The sequence below is a fragment of the Lysinibacillus sp. RC46 genome (assembly GCF_041262385.1).
Taxonomy (GTDB): domain Bacteria; phylum Bacillota; class Bacilli; order Bacillales_A; family Planococcaceae; genus Lysinibacillus.
This window is the reverse complement of record NZ_JBGCCF010000001.1, coordinates 164,675-182,587: the sequence shown is the minus strand read 5'-3', so window position 1 is coordinate 182,587 and position 17,913 is coordinate 164,675. Positions and strand designations below refer to the sequence as shown.

Sequence of the window (17,913 nt, the reverse complement as noted above, 5' to 3'; positions counted from 1 at the left end):
CGACAAAAAATGAATAATGTTGAATATATCAAGTAGGCCCAAATTCATTTCAAATTTCGGAAGCAATTACGCTAAGGTGTAATTGCTTTCAGTCTATAAAAATGTTATATTTATGAACGATTAGTAGGAATGTTGTACATCAGATGTCTGATCTCTGATTTTGGTGGTGATATATGTGACTATTAAAGCTGATCATCGTCATCTCTATCTTCAAGTAATTGATCGTTTAAAGTCTGACATTGAAACAGGCATTTTTAAAGAAAATGAAAAACTGCCTTCAGAGTTTGAATTATCGAAATCACTAGGAGTCAGTCGAGCAACTCTTAGAGAAGCGCTACGACTGTTGGAAGAGGAAAATGTTATTGTGCGTCGACATGGGGTGGGGACATTTGTAAACCCTAAGCCTTTATTTACATCAGGTATCGAGCATTTATCGAGCATTTCTTCTATGATCGAGGCAGCAGGTATGGAACCCGGTTCCCGCTTTTTAAAGGCGACGGAAAGCATACCTTCTGAGGAAGATTTAAAACGCTTCCAATGTGATGGCGAAGATAAAATACTCACAATTGAACGTGTCAGAACGGCGGACGGCGAGCCGGTAGTATACTGTATAGACAGATTACCAGCAAGTTTCCTGCCAACTGACTTTGTTGAAAAAAAAGAGGTTTCACTTTTCTCTGCACTTGAACAATCTGGTAAAATTCATGTTGCCTATGCTGTTACATATATTGATCCAATCGGGTATCATGAGCAAGCTTCACCGATTTTAAATTGCGGGCGTGAAACAGCTCTTTTAGTATTAAAGCAGTTGCATTACGATGATCATGATCAAGTAGTGCTGTATTCAAAAAATTATTTCCGAGCTGATAAATTCAGCTTCCATGTAGTTCGTAAACGGGTGTAGAACATTTCTAAATTTTTTTCCTGCTAATTACAATACCTTTGGGGGGTTATCAAAATGAAAAAACGTAAATTTGGCTTAGTATTATCATCAGTTTTAGCTGCAAGTGCAATCTTAGGTGCATGTGGTACGAAAGACGAAGAAAAACCTGAAAAAGAAAAAGAAAACGCTTCATCAGGCGAAAGCAAAAAAGAAGATGTGTTCTCAGTAGCAATGGTTACTGACGTAGGTGGTGTTGATGATAAATCATTCAACCAATCCGCTTGGGAAGGTGTTCAAGCTTACGGTAAAGAAAATAACCTAAAAGAAGGTAATGGCGGCTTCGCTTACTTACAATCAAAATCAGACGCTGACTATGAATCAAATTTAAACGCATTATTACGTCGTGACTTTAATTTAGTTTTTGGTATTGGTTATTTGATGGAAGATGCTATGACTGCAATAGCTGAAGAAAATCCAGATAAAAAATTCGCAATCGTTGACGCTTCAGTAAAAGCAGACAACGTAGCATCTATTATGTTCAAAGAGCAAGAAGGTGCCTTCTTAGCTGGTGTAGCTGCTGCAAAAATGACTAAAACAGGAAAAATCGGCTTCGTTGGTGGAGGAGATATTCCCGTAATTAATCGCTTTGAAGCTGGATTCGTTGAAGGAGCTAAAACAGTAAATCCGGATATTGATATTCAAAGAAAATATACAGGCGCATTTGATAAAGCTGATCTTGGTAAAATGACAGCTAACAGCATGTATTCTTCAGGCGTAGATATTATCTTCCACGCTGCTGGTGCAACTGGTAACGGTGTATTCTCTGAGGCGAAGGAACGTAAGAAAAAAGATCCTAATGCAAATGTATGGGTAATTGGTGTAGATGCTGACCAATACGAAGAAGGTAAAGTAGATGATAAAACAAACGTTACTTTAACTTCTATGTTAAAAGGTGTTAACGCAGCAGTTATAGATATTTCAAATAAAGCTAAAAACGGTGAATTCCCTGGTGGCAAAACGCTAACTTATGGTTTAGCTGAAGACGGCGTGAAACTTGCAGATTCTCGTGGTGCAATCCCAGCAGATGTTCAAACTGTTATTGATGAATATAAAGAAAAAATTGCTAAAGGTGAAATTAAAGTTCCAGAAAAAGTGAAAAAATAATTCATCTTTTGATCATCATAAGGACTTTTAAAAGGCCCTTATGATGATTTTTCAATCTATCGTTATATTTTGACTATTTGCAATACTCTATTTGATTCTATTTGTTTACCATAGAGGTAGTAATTTTTCTATGAGTTTATCGTAAGAATAGTAATGATGGTAACAAGTTAATAGAAGAAAGGTTTCTAACGATGACCTTTCCTGTATTAATTTATCTTCATTCAGAAGAATATCTACCTCTATTAGTGAGACAAGACATGCATGAATTTTTTGTTAATAGGGTATATAATGCCACTGAACGAAGATGGAACCTCTGGCTGAGGTCATTGCTGTCGATGTTAAAAAACGTTGAACTAACAGTGACTATGGCTAGTATTATTAAGTTTGTCTCAAACAAATATAGAAAACGGTTTCAAAAACTGGACGTATTGTTTATCTTTGCGAAATGGAGTGTTAACGAAGCGTCAGTAACACATGTTTTCTGTAGCGAAAGCGAAGCGGTAGCTACACATGTTTTCTGTAGTGAAAGCGAAGCGGTAGCTACAAAATGTTTTACGTAGCGAAAGCAAAGCGACAGCTACGAAATGTTTTCTGTGGCGAAAGCAAAGCAACAGCCACAATTACGCCAAGGCGAAATTGATAAAAGTGCCTATTAAGGGAGTGACGAAATTGGAATACGTGATTGAGATGCTAGGAATCCGAAAAGAATTCGGTAATTTCGTGGCAAATAATAATATCACCCTCCAACTGAAAAAAGGCGAAATCCATGCATTACTAGGTGAAAATGGTGCAGGTAAATCGACTTTAATGAACGTCCTTTTTGGTTTGTATCAACCAGAAGGCGGCGAAATTCGAGTTCGTGGGAAGGCTGTTAAAATTACAAATCCAAATGTGGCCAATGATCTAGGGATTGGTATGGTACATCAACACTTTATGTTGGTGGAAAATTTTACAGTAACAGAGAATATTATTTTAGGTTCTGAACCTACAAAAATGGGTGTTATTAATATTAAAGATGCGGCAAAGAAAGTACAGGCACTTTCCGAAAAGTATGGTTTAGATGTTGATCCATATGCCAAAATCGAGAATATTACAGTAGGGATGCAACAGCGTGTTGAAATTTTAAAGACATTATACCGCGGTGCAGAAATTTTAATCTTTGACGAACCTACTGCATCTTTAACACCACAGGAGATTACAGAGCTTATTCAAATAATGCGCCGTTTAATTGAAGAAGGCAAATCCATTATTTTGATTACCCATAAGCTAAAAGAAATTATGGAAGTCTCTGACCGTGTGACGATTATCAGAAAAGGGGAAGGGATTGGAACAGTTACAACTGCTGAAACAAATCCTAACCAATTAGCTGAAATGATGGTTGGTCGCCAAGTCGAATTTAAAACAGAAAAAACAGAAGCAAATCCAACTGATGAAGTACTTGCAATTGAAAACTTGATTGTTACAGACTATCGTAATATCGATAAAGTAAAAGGGTTGAACTTAAAAGTACGCAAAGGTGAAATTGTTGGTATTGCGGGTATCGATGGAAACGGACAATCTGAGTTAATCGAGGCCATAACGGGTCTACGTAAAATTAAAAGTGGTAACGTTAAATTAAATGGCAAAGATATAACAAATATGAAGCCTCGGAAAATTACGGAGGAAGGCGTTGGACATATCCCACAAGACCGTCATAAACACGGTTTAGTATTAGATTTCCCAATTGGCCACAATATCGCACTGCAAACATATTATCAGTCTCCAATCGCTAAGGGCTTTGTTATGGACTACAAGAAAGTGTCTGAAAAAGCGCGCCAAATTATTGAAGAATATGATGTTCGTACTGGTAATGGTGAAATGACACCGGCTCGTGCCCTTTCAGGTGGTAACCAGCAAAAAGCGATTATCGGTCGTGAAATTGATCGTAATCCTGATTTATTGATCGCAGCATTACCAACACGTGGTCTTGACGTAGGGGCAATTGAATTTATTCACTCTCGCCTTATTGAGCAACGTGATAAAGGAAAAGCAGTACTGTTAATTTCATTTGAATTAGATGAAGTCATGAATGTTTCGGACCGTATTGCCGTTATTTATGATGGTCAAATTGTGGATGAATTAAATCCAAAAGAAACAACAGAACAAGAGCTAGGTCTATTAATGGCAGGACAAAATAGTAAAAATAATACGAATGGTGCGAAGGAGGGGAACGACTAATGTCAAATCGTGTCATTAATATACTCGTTCCTATCATCTCTATCATTATCGGTTTAATCGTTGGTGCTATCGTGATGGTAGTCAGCGGCTATGACCCAGTACAAGGTTATAGCGCCCTTTGGACAGGTATTTTTGGAGATTCATATTCAATTGGGAACACAATCCGTCAAATAACACCGTATATATTGGCGGGTCTTGCGGTAGCATTTGCCTTCCGCACAGGGTTATTCAACATCGGTGTTGAAGGTCAGCTAATTTTAGGTTGGCTAGCAGCAGCTTGGGTAGGATATGCATTTGATCTACCTAAAATCATTCACTTACCATTAGCATTACTTGCGGCAGCAGCTGCAGGTGCATTTTGGGCCTTTATTGCAGGTTTCTTAAAAGCGAAATTTAAAGTTCACGAAGTTATTGCGACAATTATGTTAAACTACACTGCGCTTTATATTGCGAATGCAGTAATTAAAAACTTGTCAGACGGTGGCTTTAAAACAGAACGAGTTCATGAATCAGCTTCATTACGTTCTCCGTTTTTAAGAGAGCTAACAGACAATTCAAGTCTTCACTACGGCATCATTGTTGCACTGTTAATGGTAATAGTTATGTGGTTCATTTTAGAAAAAACAACACGCGGATATGAGCTTAAAGCGGTAGGATTTAATAAGCATGCTGCAGATTATGCTGGTATGAGCGTCAACAAAAACATTATTTTAGCTATGACGATTTCAGGTATGTTCGCAGGTCTTGGTGGTGCTATGGAGGCACTAGGTACTTTCGGAAACGTCTCTATTAAACCAGGCTTTACAGGTATTGGTTTCGATGGGATCGCTGTTGCCTTACTTGGTGCCAACACGCCACTAGGGGTAGTATTCGGAGCTTCATTATTCGGCTCACTTAAATACGGAGCGCTAAATATGCCGAATGCTGCAGGTATTCCAGAGGAAATCGTATCTATTATTATCGCGTTAATTATTTTCTTCGTGGCATCAGGCTATATTATTCGAGTAGCATTACAAAAGTTGAGCAAGAAAAAGGAGGGACAATAACATGGGCTTTTTAGAAATGTTATATTTCATCATCCCTTCGGCGATTCTTTATGCAACACCTTTAATTTTTACAGCAATCGGTGGTGTATTCTCTGAACGTTCTGGTGTAGTAAACATCGGATTAGAAGGTTTAATGATTGTTGGCGCATTTGTTGGTATTTATGTCAATTTAGAATATGCTGCAACATTCGGTTCAGCAACAATTTGGATGGCAATGCTGGCAGCTTTCATTATTGGGGGAATCTTCTCACTTCTCCATGCAGTTGCGTCTATTTCCTTCCGTGCCGATCAAACAGTATCGGGGGTTGCTATCAACTTATTAGGTTTAGCGGTATCTGTATTCTTGGTAAAAATGATTTATGATAAAGGTCAAACAGATATGATTGACCAAACCTATGCAATAAATCGTTTCGCTATCCCTTATTTAGAGGACATACCGTTCTTTGGTCCATTATTATTCCAAAATGTCTACAGTACATCGATATTAGCTTTTGCAGTAGCTTTTGGAGCATGGTTTATCATTTATAAAACACCTTTTGGGTTACGTTTACGCGCTGTCGGTGAACATCCAATGGCTGCAGATACGATGGGTGTAAACGTTAATAGAATGCGCTATATTGCTGTTGTTATCTCTGGGGCATTAGGTGGTCTTGGTGGTGCAGTGTACGCGCAATCAATTGCAGGCAATTTCTCACATGCAACAATTGCCGGCCAAGGCTTTATGGCCATTGCTGCAATGATTTTCGGTAAATGGCATCCGATCGGTGCATTAGGTGCAGCTTTATTCTTCGGAGTAGCACAAACGTTAAGTGTTGCAGGAAGCGGAATTCCTTATATTCAAGATATTCCTGCTGTGTACCTACAAATTTTACCGTACGTCTTAACGATCTTTGCATTAGCAGGATTTATCGGTAAAGCAAATGCACCAAAAGCTAGTGGCCAACCTTATATTAAAGGGAAACGCTAATAACAATCATATAAATTGTTGATACTAAAGACTGGGCGAAAATGCTCAGTCTTTTTCCTTGTACATATCTCAAGTGTTTGGGAAAATAATGGTTGGAGGATGATCTTTATTTGCTAATATGAACAGGTTCATCAATCAATAAAAGTAACTTCCATACATTTCATATACATACTTTGGATTCTTTTTGCAATTATAGACAATAGACATGTATAGTATGTGTAGTACTTTGTTATATTAAGAAAGATAAGGAGGGTTCTATATATGTTTAAAACAATACCTTTAGCAAAAGGTGTCAATTTGCATATCCGACAAACGACCCAATTTAAAACCGTAAATTTTTCAATTAAATGGAGAAGAGCTTTAACGGCGACAAATGCGTCTGAACGTACAGTGTTAACAAATGTATTGCAACACAGTAATGCTAAATATAAGACAACCGCTGCATTCCGAAGTTTCTTGGATGACTTGTATGGCACAGTGTTATATTTTGACACATCTAAACGTGGTAATGAACATACAGTACTGATGAATGTAGAAGCCGTTAATGATCATTATTTGGCAAATGCAAGTGTTTTAAACGAGGTACTTGATTTATTGCACACAGCAATATTTGAACCGAATTTAGAAAATGGTGTATTTAAGGAATCGATTGTGGAACGTGAAAAGAAAACAGTCATTCAGCGTATTGAGTCCATTTTTGACGATAAATCTCGTTTTGCGCAGCAACGCATTCAACAAATATTACGTCCGAATGAACCGGCCTCTATTTCTGCTAATGGAACTGTCGAGGACATTCAAAAAATTACCCCTACATCATTGTTTGAAGCATATCAATCCATGCTTGCTAACGATAAAATAGACATTTATGTCGCGGGTGATATCAATGAAGACGAAATCGTAGCGAAACTAAAAGAAGCGCTACCATTTAATGATCGTACACCTGAAGAAATTCCTGCTGTACTTCCACAACAGCATCCGCAAAATGATTATGTACGTGAACAACAAGAAATGAAGCAAGGAAAGATGCATATTGGCTTTAGTACACCAGTACGATTTGGTGACGCTGATTTCGCCAAAATGCAAATCTTTAATGGTGTATTCGGTGGCTACCCTCACGCCAAATTATTTATGAATGTTCGTGAAAAGGAAAGCTTAGCCTACTATGCGTCTAGCTCATTTGCATCACATTATGGCTTAGTCTTTGTTGTGTCTGGGATTGAACCAAAGAATGAAGAAAAAGCGCTATCACTAATTAAGGAACAACTTGCTGTTATGCAAGCGGGCGATATTACAGATTTGGAAATAGAGCAAACAAAAGCAATGCTGACGAATCAGCTAAAAGAAGCATTGGATTCTGCCCGAGGACAAATAGAAATTTTTGACCAATATAAAGATTTACCCGAGGAGTTCTCTGTTGAAGCTTGGGCAAATAAATGGAAAGCTGTGACAAAGCAAGATATTGTTGAAATGGCGAAGCAAGTACAGCTAGAAGCGGTCTATTTCTTATGTGGAAAGGAGCAAGTCGCACAATGAAAACAATTGAATTCAAACAATTAGATGAAACATTGTATTATGAAAAATTAGAAAATGGCTTAGACGTCTATATATTACCGAAAAAAGGCTTTTCCAAAACATTTGTAACGTTCACCACAAAATACGGCTCTGTTGACCGTACATTTGTGCCAATTGGTGGAACTGAAAGCATTACAGTACCAGATGGCATTGCCCACTTCTTAGAGCATAAAATGTTTGAAAAAGAAGATGGAGATGTCTTCCAAAAGTTTAGTGAATTCGGTGCTTCAGCCAATGCCTTTACATCATTTACACGTACAGCGTATTTATTTTCTTCGACGAACAATATTTATAACAGCACAGAAACATTATTAAATTTTGTTCAAGAGCCTTACTTTACAGAAGCAACTGTTAATAAGGAGAAGGGCATTATTGGTCAAGAAATTACGATGTACGACGATCAACCAGATTGGCGCCTATATTTTGGTACAATCGAAAATATGTATCATAATCATCCAGTAAAAATTGATATCGCTGGTACAATAGAGTCGATTGATGGCATTACTGCGGACCATTTATATACGTGCTACAATACATTTTATCATCCGTCCAATATGTTATTGTTTGTCATTGGTGCAGTAGATCCTAATGAAATGATGACGTTTATTCGTGACAATCAAGACAAAAAAGAATTCCCTGAACCAACACCAATTCAACGTTTCTTCGATCAAGAACCGACAGATGTTGCTATCAAAGAACGTGAATTGCATATGGATGTACAAAAGCCTAAGGTCTATATCGGCTTAAAAGCGAAAGAAACAAATCTTTCTGGGCGTGACATGTTAAAACATGAGCTGTCTGTTCAAATTGCACTTGAACTTATTTTTGGACGTACATCTAAATTTTATGAGACCGTCTATGACGATGGATTAATCGATGAAACGTATGCATTTGATTTCACGTTAGAAAATGGCTTTGGATTTGCTATGATTGGCTCAGATTCTACAGACCCGGCTGCATTAGAGAAAGCTATTAAGGAAGAATTAGCAAAGTATGATAGAGATGCACATTTTGAAAGTGCCGATTTAGAACGAGTAAAACGTAAAAAAATAGGTTTCTTCCTACGTGCACTGAACTCTATTGAATTTATCGCCAACCAATTTACACGTTATTCGTTTAATGATATGAATTTGTTCGATGTTGTGCCTGTACTAGAAGAACTAACGATTGAAGATTTGAAAAAAGCATTTTCTTCAGTTCAAGGTGAATCTCAACAAACTGTCTTTAAAATTTTACCTACAGAAAAGGGCGTACAGTGAAAAAGTTTGCCCTCGTTTTAGGTGCATCGGGTGAGATTGGCCGTGCTATTTGTCGAAGTCTGGCAGAAGATGGTTGGTCCATCTACATACACTTTTCAAACAATGAAAAAGCAGCACAGGCTCTATACTGCTCCCTTTCAGAAAGTTTCCCTGCACAGGAGTTTATGCTTGTACAGGGAGATTTTTCGAAAGCGTCCGGGGCACAATTGCTAGCATCACAAATTTTTAATGTGCAAGCGATTGTCTTTGCAAATGGTCAAGCACATTATTCTCTGCTTGAAGATACTACGGTGGAGGATATGGATGCATTATGGCGTGTCCATGTACAAAATCCAATGCGTCTGACGGCATTGCTGTCATCAAAGCTACGCGCTCATGATGTCAGCTATGTGCTTTTTATTGGTTCAATTTGGGGAGAAGCTGGATCGGCTGGTGAAGCACTTTACGCAACTGTGAAGGGCGCCCAACATGCTTTTGTGAAGTCATATGCGAAAGAAGCCGCACTATCACGTATTCGTGTTAATGCCATTGCACCTGGTTTTATTAATACCTCGATGAACAATCATTTAAGCGAAGAGGAACTTGAATATATTTTAGAGGACATTCCACTAGGTATAACTGGACAAACAACGGATGTTGCTGAAATGGTACGTTTCTATCTTTCTGGAAAAGCAGATTATGTAACGGGACAAGTTATTCGATTAAACGGTGGCTGGTACATATAATGTTCTTTTTTGCACATACTACATGTGTAAAGGAGGAGAAACATATGACTATTTTAGAAAACTGGCAAAAATGGACATCGTTTTTAGGTCAAAATGTTATGCGAGCAGAATCAAGTGGGATGCCAACGAAAATGATCCAACAAGCTGCTGTACAAATTGGAGAATATTTGGCGACAAATGTCGATCCTAAAAATGAACAAGAGCGAGTGCTGTCGGATTTATGGGGCGTTGCCTCTGAAGAAGAAAAACATGCATTGGCGAATTGTGTCATTAAACTTGTAGAAAATAAGCCTGTGCAGTAAAACGAAGAGGAGAACTATCTCCTCTTTTTTTTCTGTATAAAAGAGGATTTTTGCATTGAAAAGGGAACGTATGTAAGCCTATTCTGTATGTTCAAAAAAAAAATAGTAAGTTTTTAAAAATAACGCCATAATTCCACGTATTCTAACTTTCCATTACATAAAAAATCAGCTATGATGGAACTTATAAAGGATTTTTTACGTTAACTAATAGGAAGGGAACGAGTGTGTTTGAGCGATTGGTACTTTGAATATGAAATTCAGGTGAATCGCCCTGGATTATTAGGAGATATTGCTTCACTTTTAGGGATGCTTCGTGTCAATATTATTTCAATAAATGGTGTCGATGAGGATCGACGTGGTATGTTAGTGCATACAGACAACGATGAGACAATTGAGCGTTTTCGTACAATTGTTTCGACAATGGAACATATTAACGTTACCAAATTTCGACAACCAAAGCTCCGTGATCGTTTAGCCATTAGGCACGGTCATTATATTCCACGAGATGCAGATGAAAAAAATACCTTCCGCTTCGTACGAGATGAACTTGGTATTTTAGTTGACTTTATGGCTGAGCTCTTTAAAAAAGACGGGCATAAGCTTATTGGGATACGTGGAATGCCTCGTGTTGGAAAAACTGAATCGATTGTAGCGGCAAGTGTATGTGCCAATAAAAAATGGATTTTTTTATCGTCTACAATGATTAAGCAAACTGTTCGCAATAAACTTGCTGGTGATGAATTCAGTGACAATAATATTTTTATATTAGATGGCATTGTGACACGTCGTTCGTCTGATGAGCGACATTTGCAACTAGTGCGTGAAATGATGAGTATGCCTTCCATTAAGGTCATCGAGCATCCAGACATGTTTGTTCAGCATTCAGAATATAAGATAGAGGACTTTGATTATATCATTGAATTGCGTCATCACCCAGATGAAGAAATTACGTATGAAATAATGGAAAAAAGCCAAATGATGTCCGAATCTAATTCATTTGGTGGATTTAATTTTTAATTTGATATTAAAGTAGGTGTTATGAGTGGCAGAATTAGGGACTCGACTGAAAGAGGCGAGACTGTCTAAAGGCTACAGCTTAGACGATTTACAAGAAATAACAAAAATTCAAAAGCGTTATTTAATAGGTATTGAAGAAGGCAATTATTCGATTATGCCTGGTTCGTTTTATGTACGAGCTTTTATTAAACAATATGCTGACGCTGTTGGCTTGGACGCAGAGGAGCTTTTAGAAACTTATAAAAGCGAGCTACCAGGTACTCCAAACAATCAAGTAAGTCAATCGATGACGACTAGTCCAAGTAGAAGAAAAGTTTCAAAAGGCCCTTCTACTAAAATGATGGAAGCAATGCCGAAAATAATCGTTGGTTTATTTATCATTGTCATTATTGTGGTGATTTGGGTGCTAATGCAGTCTAAAAATAAAGCAGTGCCAGATGTTATGGAAGATACTCCATCAGAAATAGAATATGATACAAAAGCAAAACCAATAGATACAGAAAAAGAAAAAGAAAAAGAGAAAAAAGCTCAAACAAATAACAAACAAGACTCAGCAGATTCAAAAGATTCAGCACAAGAAACACCTGATGAAAAGCAAACTGAAGAGGTTAAGCAATCGATTTCAGCCGGGGCTATTGAAGCGGATGGTGCTACAACTTCTTATACGTTAACAGGTGCAGACGCATTTAAAATACGTATTGAAGTATCCGGTCCTACATTTATCGGTATTCGAAACCAACAGCAACAAGAATTACTATCAGATACTCGTGTCTATAATGCAGGAGAAGTAGTAGAATTCGACGCAACATCTCAAAATTACGCCCGTATCCGCTTAGGTAATTCAGCGCAAGCTAAAGTATACATTAATGACGAGCCTTTAACGTATGCACAGCAAATTGTAACGCAAAACATCGTCATCAATTTCAATAAAGAACAGTAGTCATCTAGTGATGACTACTTTCTTTCATCATGAAAGGTGTTAGAAAAATGAACATTCCAAATAAAATTACCATCTCTCGAATCTTACTTATTCCGTTCTTTGTCATTGTTATGATGTTTGATTTTGGCTGGGGAACAATGTCACTATTCGGTGCGACGATGCCTGTTCATCATTTTGTAGGTGCACTCATTTTTATTATTGCTTCAGCGACTGATTGGGTGGATGGTTATTATGCACGTAAGTACAATCTTGTGACAACATTTGGGAAATTTTTAGACCCACTTGCTGACAAGTTGCTAGTTTCAGCAGCTTTTATTTTAATGGTAGAGCTTGATATGGCGCCTGCATGGATAATAATAATTATTATTAGCCGTGAATTTGCAGTAACTGGCCTTCGTTTAATATTGGCAGGTGAAGGAGAAGTTGTTGCGGCGAACCAGCTTGGTAAAATTAAAACATGGGCCCAAATTGTGGCCATCGGAGCAGCACTTTTACACAATACAGTCTTTACACTTATCGGTTTTCGATTCGATTCAATTATGCTATATATTGCATTGTTCTTTACGCTATGGTCTGGATGGGATTATTTCTATCTAAATCGACGTGCCTTACTTGAGTCTAAATAAGAGAGGTCTTGAGGATCATGAATGCTGAAATTCTTGCAGTTGGCTCAGAGTTATTGCTTGGTCAGATTTCGAACACAAATGCCAGATTTATTTCTAGTCAGTTGTCCGAGTTAGGGATAAATGTGTATTATCACACTGTTGTTGGAGATAATGCACAACGTTTAGAAGAGGCTATTTCCATTGCAGAGACTCGTGCTGATTTAATCATTTTCTCTGGTGGGCTTGGTCCTACAAAGGATGATTTAACAAAGGAAACGATTGCGCGTCATCTTGACGTTTCTCTCGATTTTGATGATATCGCACTGGCTAATATTGAGCAGTTTTTTGCCAAACGAGGACGTCCAATGACGGATAATAATCGTAAGCAAGCTTTAATACTAGCGGGTAGTGAGGTGCTTGCAAACCATCACGGCATGGCACCTGGCATGATATTAACAAAGGATGAACGTACGTATATTTTACTTCCGGGGCCACCTAAAGAGCTTGAGCCAATGTTCCAGTTTGAAGCAAAGCCAAAACTCGGTGCGATGTTAAATGCTGGAGAGGTAATTACATCGCATGTTATGCGTTTTTATGGCATTGGAGAGGCTGAGCTTGAGGTTCGTGTCCAACATATTTTAGATGCGCAAACAAATCCAACTGTTGCTCCACTTGCTTCTGACGGCGAGGTTACATTACGTGTAACAGCTAAAGCAGAAACGGAGCAAGAAGCGCAGCATCTTATTGCCGCAAAGGTAGCTGAGATTCAAGCGCTTGTTGGGGACTATCAATACGGTATAGATGATGATTCTCTTGCCTCTAAAACAGTAGAAATGTTACTAGATAATAAGTTAACAATTTCTGCAGCAGAAAGTTTAACAGCAGGTTTATTTCAGTCAGAATTAGCTGAAATACCAGGTGTAGGAGATGCCCTTGTTGGTGGCGTTGTTACGTATACGGAAGAGGCTAAAATTAAGCAACTCGGTATTTCAAAGGAATTATTAACTACACATGGGATTGTAAGCAGTGAATGTGCAGCAGCTATGGCAAGTGCTGTACGTGAAAAGTTTGATACGGATATTGGTATTGGATTAACAGGTGCGGCAGGTCCTACAGCCCATGATCATCAACCAGCGGGAACGGTTTGGATAGGTATTGCCATTGGCGATGAAAAACCAATAACGTATTTACTGCATTTATCGGGTATGCGTAATACAAATCGACTGCGTGCGGCGAAATTTACTTGTCATTATTTAATGCAGCTTTTGGAAGAAAGAGGCTTTAAAAAACGTTAATCAATTATGCCCCGGCATAATATAGGTTCATCCCAAAAAGTTGCGGATGACTTTTGTTAAAACGTCTACTATGTAAATAAGTTGATTGGAGTGGAGGCTGGGCGACTCCTTGGGGATTAGCAATAGAGGAACGAAGGCTAAAATCATCACGTCCTGTGATAACGCCTTCGTGACCAACATCGTGTTGGCCCGAGACCCTGGAGCGAGCAACGCGAGTGAAGCGGCTCATCGGACGCCCCCAGGAAAGCGCCCAGTCGGAACGGAAATCAACCACACGTTTTGGTGGTAATCCATAATATAGTTGAAAATAGAAATTTGGGTAATGGAAAGTTACCCAAATTTTTATTTTGAAGAAAAACGAATAAACGTTCGCTTTTTTCTTGCGTCTTCTCTCAAAAACAAGTATAGTAGAGATAGAGAAAAACAGTGAACAGTTTTCGAAGGAGGAAAATGAATGAGTGATCGTAAAGCTGCCTTAGAACAGGCGTTAAAACAAATTGAAAAGAATTTTGGTAAAGGTTCCATCATGAAACTTGGCGAAAAGACTGATTTAGAAATCGCTACATCTTCAAGTGGTTCGCTAGCACTTGATGCTGCATTAGGTGTTGGTGGATATCCACGTGGACGTATTATTGAAGTATATGGCCCTGAATCATCAGGTAAAACAACGGTTGCTCTTCATGCCATTGCAGAAGTACAGGCAAATGGTGGACAAGCAGCGTTTATCGATGCTGAGCATGCACTAGATCCAATTTACGCACAAAAATTAGGCGTCAATATTGATGAACTTCTATTATCTCAACCAGATACAGGAGAACAGGCGCTTGAAATCGCAGAAGCATTAGTACGTAGTGGTGCTATCGATATCATCGTTATTGACTCCGTAGCAGCATTAGTTCCGAAAGCGGAAATCGAAGGAGATATGGGTGATTCGCATGTTGGTTTACAAGCCCGTTTAATGTCTCAGGCCTTACGTAAGCTTTCAGGTGCTATTAATAAATCAAAAACAATCGCCATTTTCATTAACCAAATTCGTGAAAAAATTGGTGTTATGTTCGGAAACCCAGAAACAACACCTGGTGGACGTGCGCTTAAATTCTATAGCTCAGTACGTTTAGAGGTTCGTCGTGCGGAAGCTATTAAACAAGGCAATGACATTATGGGTAACCGTACAAAAATTAAAATTGTCAAAAACAAAGTGGCACCACCATTCCGTACAGCTGAAGTTGATATTATGTACGGTGAAGGAATTTCAAAAGAGGGCGAAACAGTTGATTTAGGTGTTGAACTAGACATCGTTCAAAAAAGCGGTTCTTGGTATGCTTACGGTGATGAGCGCCTAGGTCAAGGTCGTGAAAATGCTAAACAGTATTTAAAAGAAAATCCAGCAGTACTAGACGACATCGCAAATAAAATCCGTGCTTCTTACGGTATTGCATCTTCATCTTACACAATTGCTGCGCATGATGAAGAGGAAGATATGGATGAGGAATTAAAGCTTCTTCTTGAAGATGAATAATATAAATGCATTGTTCCCACTCTTTATAGTGTGAGCAATGCATTTTTTTATTTACACATATTGGAGAATATGGTTTTATAATATTTGTTAGGTTATCCATATATTTGGCTCATCTTCAAAAGTCGTGTATGCCATTTTTTAAAATAATTCCTAAGTACTGCTTCTACGCATTAATGATAAAAGTTAAAATAAGCATTAGTGTAAAAGTATTAGGTAATTAATTCTCTTAATGGATATGACTTACTTTTTCTCTTTAGAGGGCGAACAGATGCCCGACTATCCTTGACAGAGCTTAAGGCTAGCTATACAATTAAAAATGTATAATTTCTGAATTATGACTTTAAATAGGCAGTACATTCTGACTTCATTTTAAGTGAAGATGAAGACTCTGGCAGATGTTATGGATTTTGAAAGAAATGAATAATAAGAAGGTAGCCTTAGATCTTCGCATCCTGCGAAAACGGCTGACGTATCTGCATCGGTAAAACGCCACTTCCCGTGACTATACCGAATGCCCGACATCGTGTCGGCTCCTCGTGCAGACCTAAACATTTCAAAATCTGAGACACAATTAGTATGCCGAGGCGAAATTGATGTATGCGCCGACTGAAACTGTAATACCCAAATAGCAAGAGGAGGTGTTCATATGGATGGAATTACTATCATCTCCGCTTTGCTTGGACTCATCGTTGGTGCCGCTGTTAGCTATATCTACATGAAAAAAGTGAATGACTCAAAAATCACTGGTGCTAAACATGTCGCTGAAACAATCGTTGAAGAAGGAAAACGAGAAGCGGAGGCATTGAAGAAAGAAGCACTACTTGAAGCCAAAGATGAAACTCACAAATTTCGTACTGAAGCAGAAAATGACATTCGTGAACGTCGTTCAGAACTTCAGAAACAAGAGAACCGTTTATTGCAAAGAGAAGAGAATCTTGATCGCAAAGATGATGCTCTAAATAAGAGAGAAGCAAGCTTAGAGCGTAAAGAACAAGCGCTAAGCGAAAGACAACAGCATATGGAACAGATGGAAAGCAAAGTGGACGAGCTCGTTGCCTTGCAAAAATCAGAGCTAGAGCGAATTTCTGCTTTAACTAGAGATGAAGCAAAAGCTATTATCTTAGGAGAAGTAGAAAAAGAGCTAACAACTGATATTGCTGTGATGACGAAGGAAGCTGAAACACGTGCGAAGGAAGAATCAGATAAAAAAGCACGTGAAATTTTATCACTGGCACTGCAACGTTTTGCAGCGGATCATGTTGCTGAAACAACAGTATCTGTCGTGAACTTGCCAAATGATGAAATGAAAGGTCGTATTATTGGTCGTGAAGGTCGTAACATCCGTACTTTGGAAACGTTAACAGGTATAGATTTAATTATTGATGATACTCCAGAGGCGGTTATTTTATCAGGCTTTGATCCAATTCGTCGTGAAACGGCTCGACTTGCACTTGAAAAACTTGTACAGGATGGCCGCATCCACCCTGCTCGAATTGAGGAAATGGTAGAAAAATCTCGACGTGAAGTGGATGAACAAATCCGCGAAACAGGTGAGCAGACAACATTTGAAATTGGCATTCATAATTTACATCCAGATTTAATGAAGATTTTAGGCCGCATGAAATATCGTACAAGTTATGGACAAAACGTTCTAAAACACTCAATTGAGGTCGCATATTTAGCAGGCTTGCTCGCTGCTGAACTTGGTGAAGATGTAGCATTAGCTCGCCGTGCAGGCTTATTACATGATATTGGTAAGGCAATTGACCATGAAGTTGAAGGTAGCCATGTCGAAATCGGTGTGGAATTGGCAACAAAATACAAGGAACATCCGGTCGTTATAAACAGTATTGCTTCTCACCATGGTGATACAGAAGCAACATCTGTCATCGCGGTATTAGTGGCTGCAGCTGATGCGTTATCAGCAGCTCGTCCAGGTGCTCGAAGTGAGACGCTTGAAAACTATATCCGCAGACTTGAAAAGTTAGAGGAAATTTCTGAAAGCTATGATGGCGTAGAAAAATCCTTTGCGATTCAAGCTGGTCGTGAAATTCGTATAATTGTACAACCTGAAAAAATTGATGACTTAGCTTCACATCGCTTAGCGAGAGATATCCGTAAGCGAATTGAAGAAGAACTTGATTATCCAGGTCATATTAAAGTAACGGTTATTCGTGAAACACGTGCCGTGGAATATGCGAAATAAAATCATTAATAGATTTTATTTCAAAAGAAAGAATAGAATTTTCGAGTCGATATGCTAGGTGGATAATTGTACTAGATAATCACAGGAAAACCTTGTCGCGGATTGCGGGCTCGAAATGTTTTTCATATTAATGAAGCACTGAAAACTTTAGCAATTAAAGTTGATTTCTTGAAAAAATAGGCAACTTCTTGTTCGG

15 protein-coding genes are annotated in these 17,913 nt (G+C 38.4%); all 15 read left to right on the top strand.

Translation table 11 applies throughout. From position 1 onward, the window contains the following. Nucleotides 1–175 precede the first annotated feature (175 nt). The 15 genes from ABH966_RS00940 to rny all read left to right on the top strand — a co-directional run bounded on the left by ABH966_RS00940 (nucleotide 176) and on the right by rny (nucleotide 17,717). Nucleotides 176–904 carry a GntR family transcriptional regulator gene (locus ABH966_RS00940; protein WP_132357384.1) on the top strand — a complete coding sequence of 243 codons (729 nt, stop codon included), beginning with the start codon at nucleotides 176–178 and terminating at the stop codon, nucleotides 902–904. A gap of 54 nt (nucleotides 905–958) precedes the next feature. Next, nucleotides 959–2,047, top strand: a complete 1,089-nt coding sequence (locus tag ABH966_RS00935) for a BMP family lipoprotein (protein WP_370075178.1) — start codon at nucleotides 959–961, stop codon at nucleotides 2,045–2,047. Between the two features lie 669 nt (nucleotides 2,048–2,716). Then, nucleotides 2,717–4,264: an ABC transporter ATP-binding protein gene (locus ABH966_RS00930; RefSeq protein ID WP_370075177.1), complete on the top strand. Its 1,548-nt coding sequence runs from the start codon at nucleotides 2,717–2,719 to the stop codon at nucleotides 4,262–4,264. Further along, nucleotides 4,264–5,310 (top strand): ABC transporter permease, encoded by a 1,047-nt coding sequence (locus tag ABH966_RS00925; protein ID WP_370075176.1) that lies wholly within the window; start codon nucleotides 4,264–4,266, stop codon nucleotides 5,308–5,310. Before ABH966_RS00930 ends, ABH966_RS00925 begins: the two co-directional genes overlap by 1 nt. A gap of 1 nt (nucleotide 5,311) precedes the next feature. Then, complete coding sequence (locus ABH966_RS00920) at nucleotides 5,312–6,277, top strand: ABC transporter permease (RefSeq protein ID WP_370075175.1); 966 nt, start codon at nucleotides 5,312–5,314, stop codon at nucleotides 6,275–6,277. Between the two features lie 261 nt (nucleotides 6,278–6,538). Further along, nucleotides 6,539–7,810, top strand: a complete 1,272-nt coding sequence (yfmF, locus tag ABH966_RS00915) for an EF-P 5-aminopentanol modification-associated protein YfmF (protein ID WP_370075174.1) — start codon at nucleotides 6,539–6,541, stop codon at nucleotides 7,808–7,810. Then, nucleotides 7,807–9,108, top strand: a complete 1,302-nt coding sequence (yfmH, locus tag ABH966_RS00910) for an EF-P 5-aminopentanol modification-associated protein YfmH (RefSeq protein WP_370075173.1) — start codon at nucleotides 7,807–7,809, stop codon at nucleotides 9,106–9,108. Before yfmF ends, yfmH begins: the two co-directional genes overlap by 4 nt. Continuing rightward, nucleotides 9,105–9,833, top strand: a complete 729-nt coding sequence (gene ymfI / locus ABH966_RS00905) for an elongation factor P 5-aminopentanone reductase (protein WP_370075172.1) — start codon at nucleotides 9,105–9,107, stop codon at nucleotides 9,831–9,833. The genes yfmH and ymfI overlap by 4 nt, the downstream gene beginning before the upstream one ends. 44 nt (nucleotides 9,834–9,877) lie before the next feature. Further along, complete coding sequence (locus ABH966_RS00900) at nucleotides 9,878–10,135, top strand: DUF3243 domain-containing protein (RefSeq protein WP_370075171.1); 258 nt, start codon at nucleotides 9,878–9,880, stop codon at nucleotides 10,133–10,135. 228 nt (nucleotides 10,136–10,363) lie between these two features. Beyond that, nucleotides 10,364–11,152, top strand: a complete 789-nt coding sequence (locus ABH966_RS00895; RefSeq protein ID WP_142507413.1) for a DUF3388 domain-containing protein — start codon at nucleotides 10,364–10,366, stop codon at nucleotides 11,150–11,152. A gap of 25 nt (nucleotides 11,153–11,177) precedes the next feature. Further along, on the top strand, nucleotides 11,178–12,092 hold the full coding sequence (locus tag ABH966_RS00890) for a helix-turn-helix domain-containing protein (protein WP_370075170.1): 915 nt from the start codon (nucleotides 11,178–11,180) through the stop codon (nucleotides 12,090–12,092). Between the two features lie 47 nt (nucleotides 12,093–12,139). Further along, complete coding sequence (gene pgsA / locus ABH966_RS00885; RefSeq protein WP_370075169.1) at nucleotides 12,140–12,718, top strand: CDP-diacylglycerol--glycerol-3-phosphate 3-phosphatidyltransferase; 579 nt, start codon at nucleotides 12,140–12,142, stop codon at nucleotides 12,716–12,718. A 17-nt stretch (nucleotides 12,719–12,735) separates the two neighbouring features. Beyond that, complete coding sequence (locus tag ABH966_RS00880; protein WP_370075168.1) at nucleotides 12,736–13,992, top strand: competence/damage-inducible protein A; 1,257 nt, start codon at nucleotides 12,736–12,738, stop codon at nucleotides 13,990–13,992. Between the two features lie 454 nt (nucleotides 13,993–14,446). After that, a complete protein-coding gene (recA, locus tag ABH966_RS00875) occupies nucleotides 14,447–15,511 on the top strand; it encodes a recombinase RecA (RefSeq protein ID WP_370075167.1) in 1,065 nt (354 codons plus the stop codon). A gap of 646 nt (nucleotides 15,512–16,157) precedes the next feature. After that, the gene (gene rny / locus ABH966_RS00870) at nucleotides 16,158–17,717 is read left to right on the top strand and encodes a ribonuclease Y (protein WP_370075166.1); all 1,560 of its coding nucleotides are present in this window, start codon (nucleotides 16,158–16,160) and stop codon (nucleotides 17,715–17,717) included. Nucleotides 17,718–17,913 lie beyond the last annotated feature (196 nt).

Excerpts from the sequence above, each read along its gene's own strand:
- ABH966_RS00935 (WP_370075178.1), top strand. The coding sequence starts at position 959 with ATGAAAAAACGTAAATTTGGCTTAGTATTATCATCAGTTTTAGCTGCA.
- ABH966_RS00925 (WP_370075176.1), top strand. The coding sequence starts at position 4,264 with ATGTCAAATCGTGTCATTAATATACTCGTTCCTATCATCTCTATCATT.
- ABH966_RS00920 (WP_370075175.1), top strand. The coding sequence starts at position 5,312 with ATGGGCTTTTTAGAAATGTTATATTTCATCATCCCTTCGGCGATTCTT.
- yfmF (WP_370075174.1), top strand. The coding sequence starts at position 6,539 with ATGTTTAAAACAATACCTTTAGCAAAAGGTGTCAATTTGCATATCCGA.
- yfmH (WP_370075173.1), top strand. The coding sequence starts at position 7,807 with ATGAAAACAATTGAATTCAAACAATTAGATGAAACATTGTATTATGAA.
- ABH966_RS00900 (WP_370075171.1), top strand. The coding sequence starts at position 9,878 with ATGACTATTTTAGAAAACTGGCAAAAATGGACATCGTTTTTAGGTCAA.
- pgsA (WP_370075169.1), top strand. The coding sequence starts at position 12,140 with ATGAACATTCCAAATAAAATTACCATCTCTCGAATCTTACTTATTCCG.
- ABH966_RS00880 (WP_370075168.1), top strand. The coding sequence starts at position 12,736 with ATGAATGCTGAAATTCTTGCAGTTGGCTCAGAGTTATTGCTTGGTCAG.
- recA (WP_370075167.1), top strand. The coding sequence starts at position 14,447 with ATGAGTGATCGTAAAGCTGCCTTAGAACAGGCGTTAAAACAAATTGAA.
- rny (WP_370075166.1), top strand. The coding sequence starts at position 16,158 with ATGGATGGAATTACTATCATCTCCGCTTTGCTTGGACTCATCGTTGGT.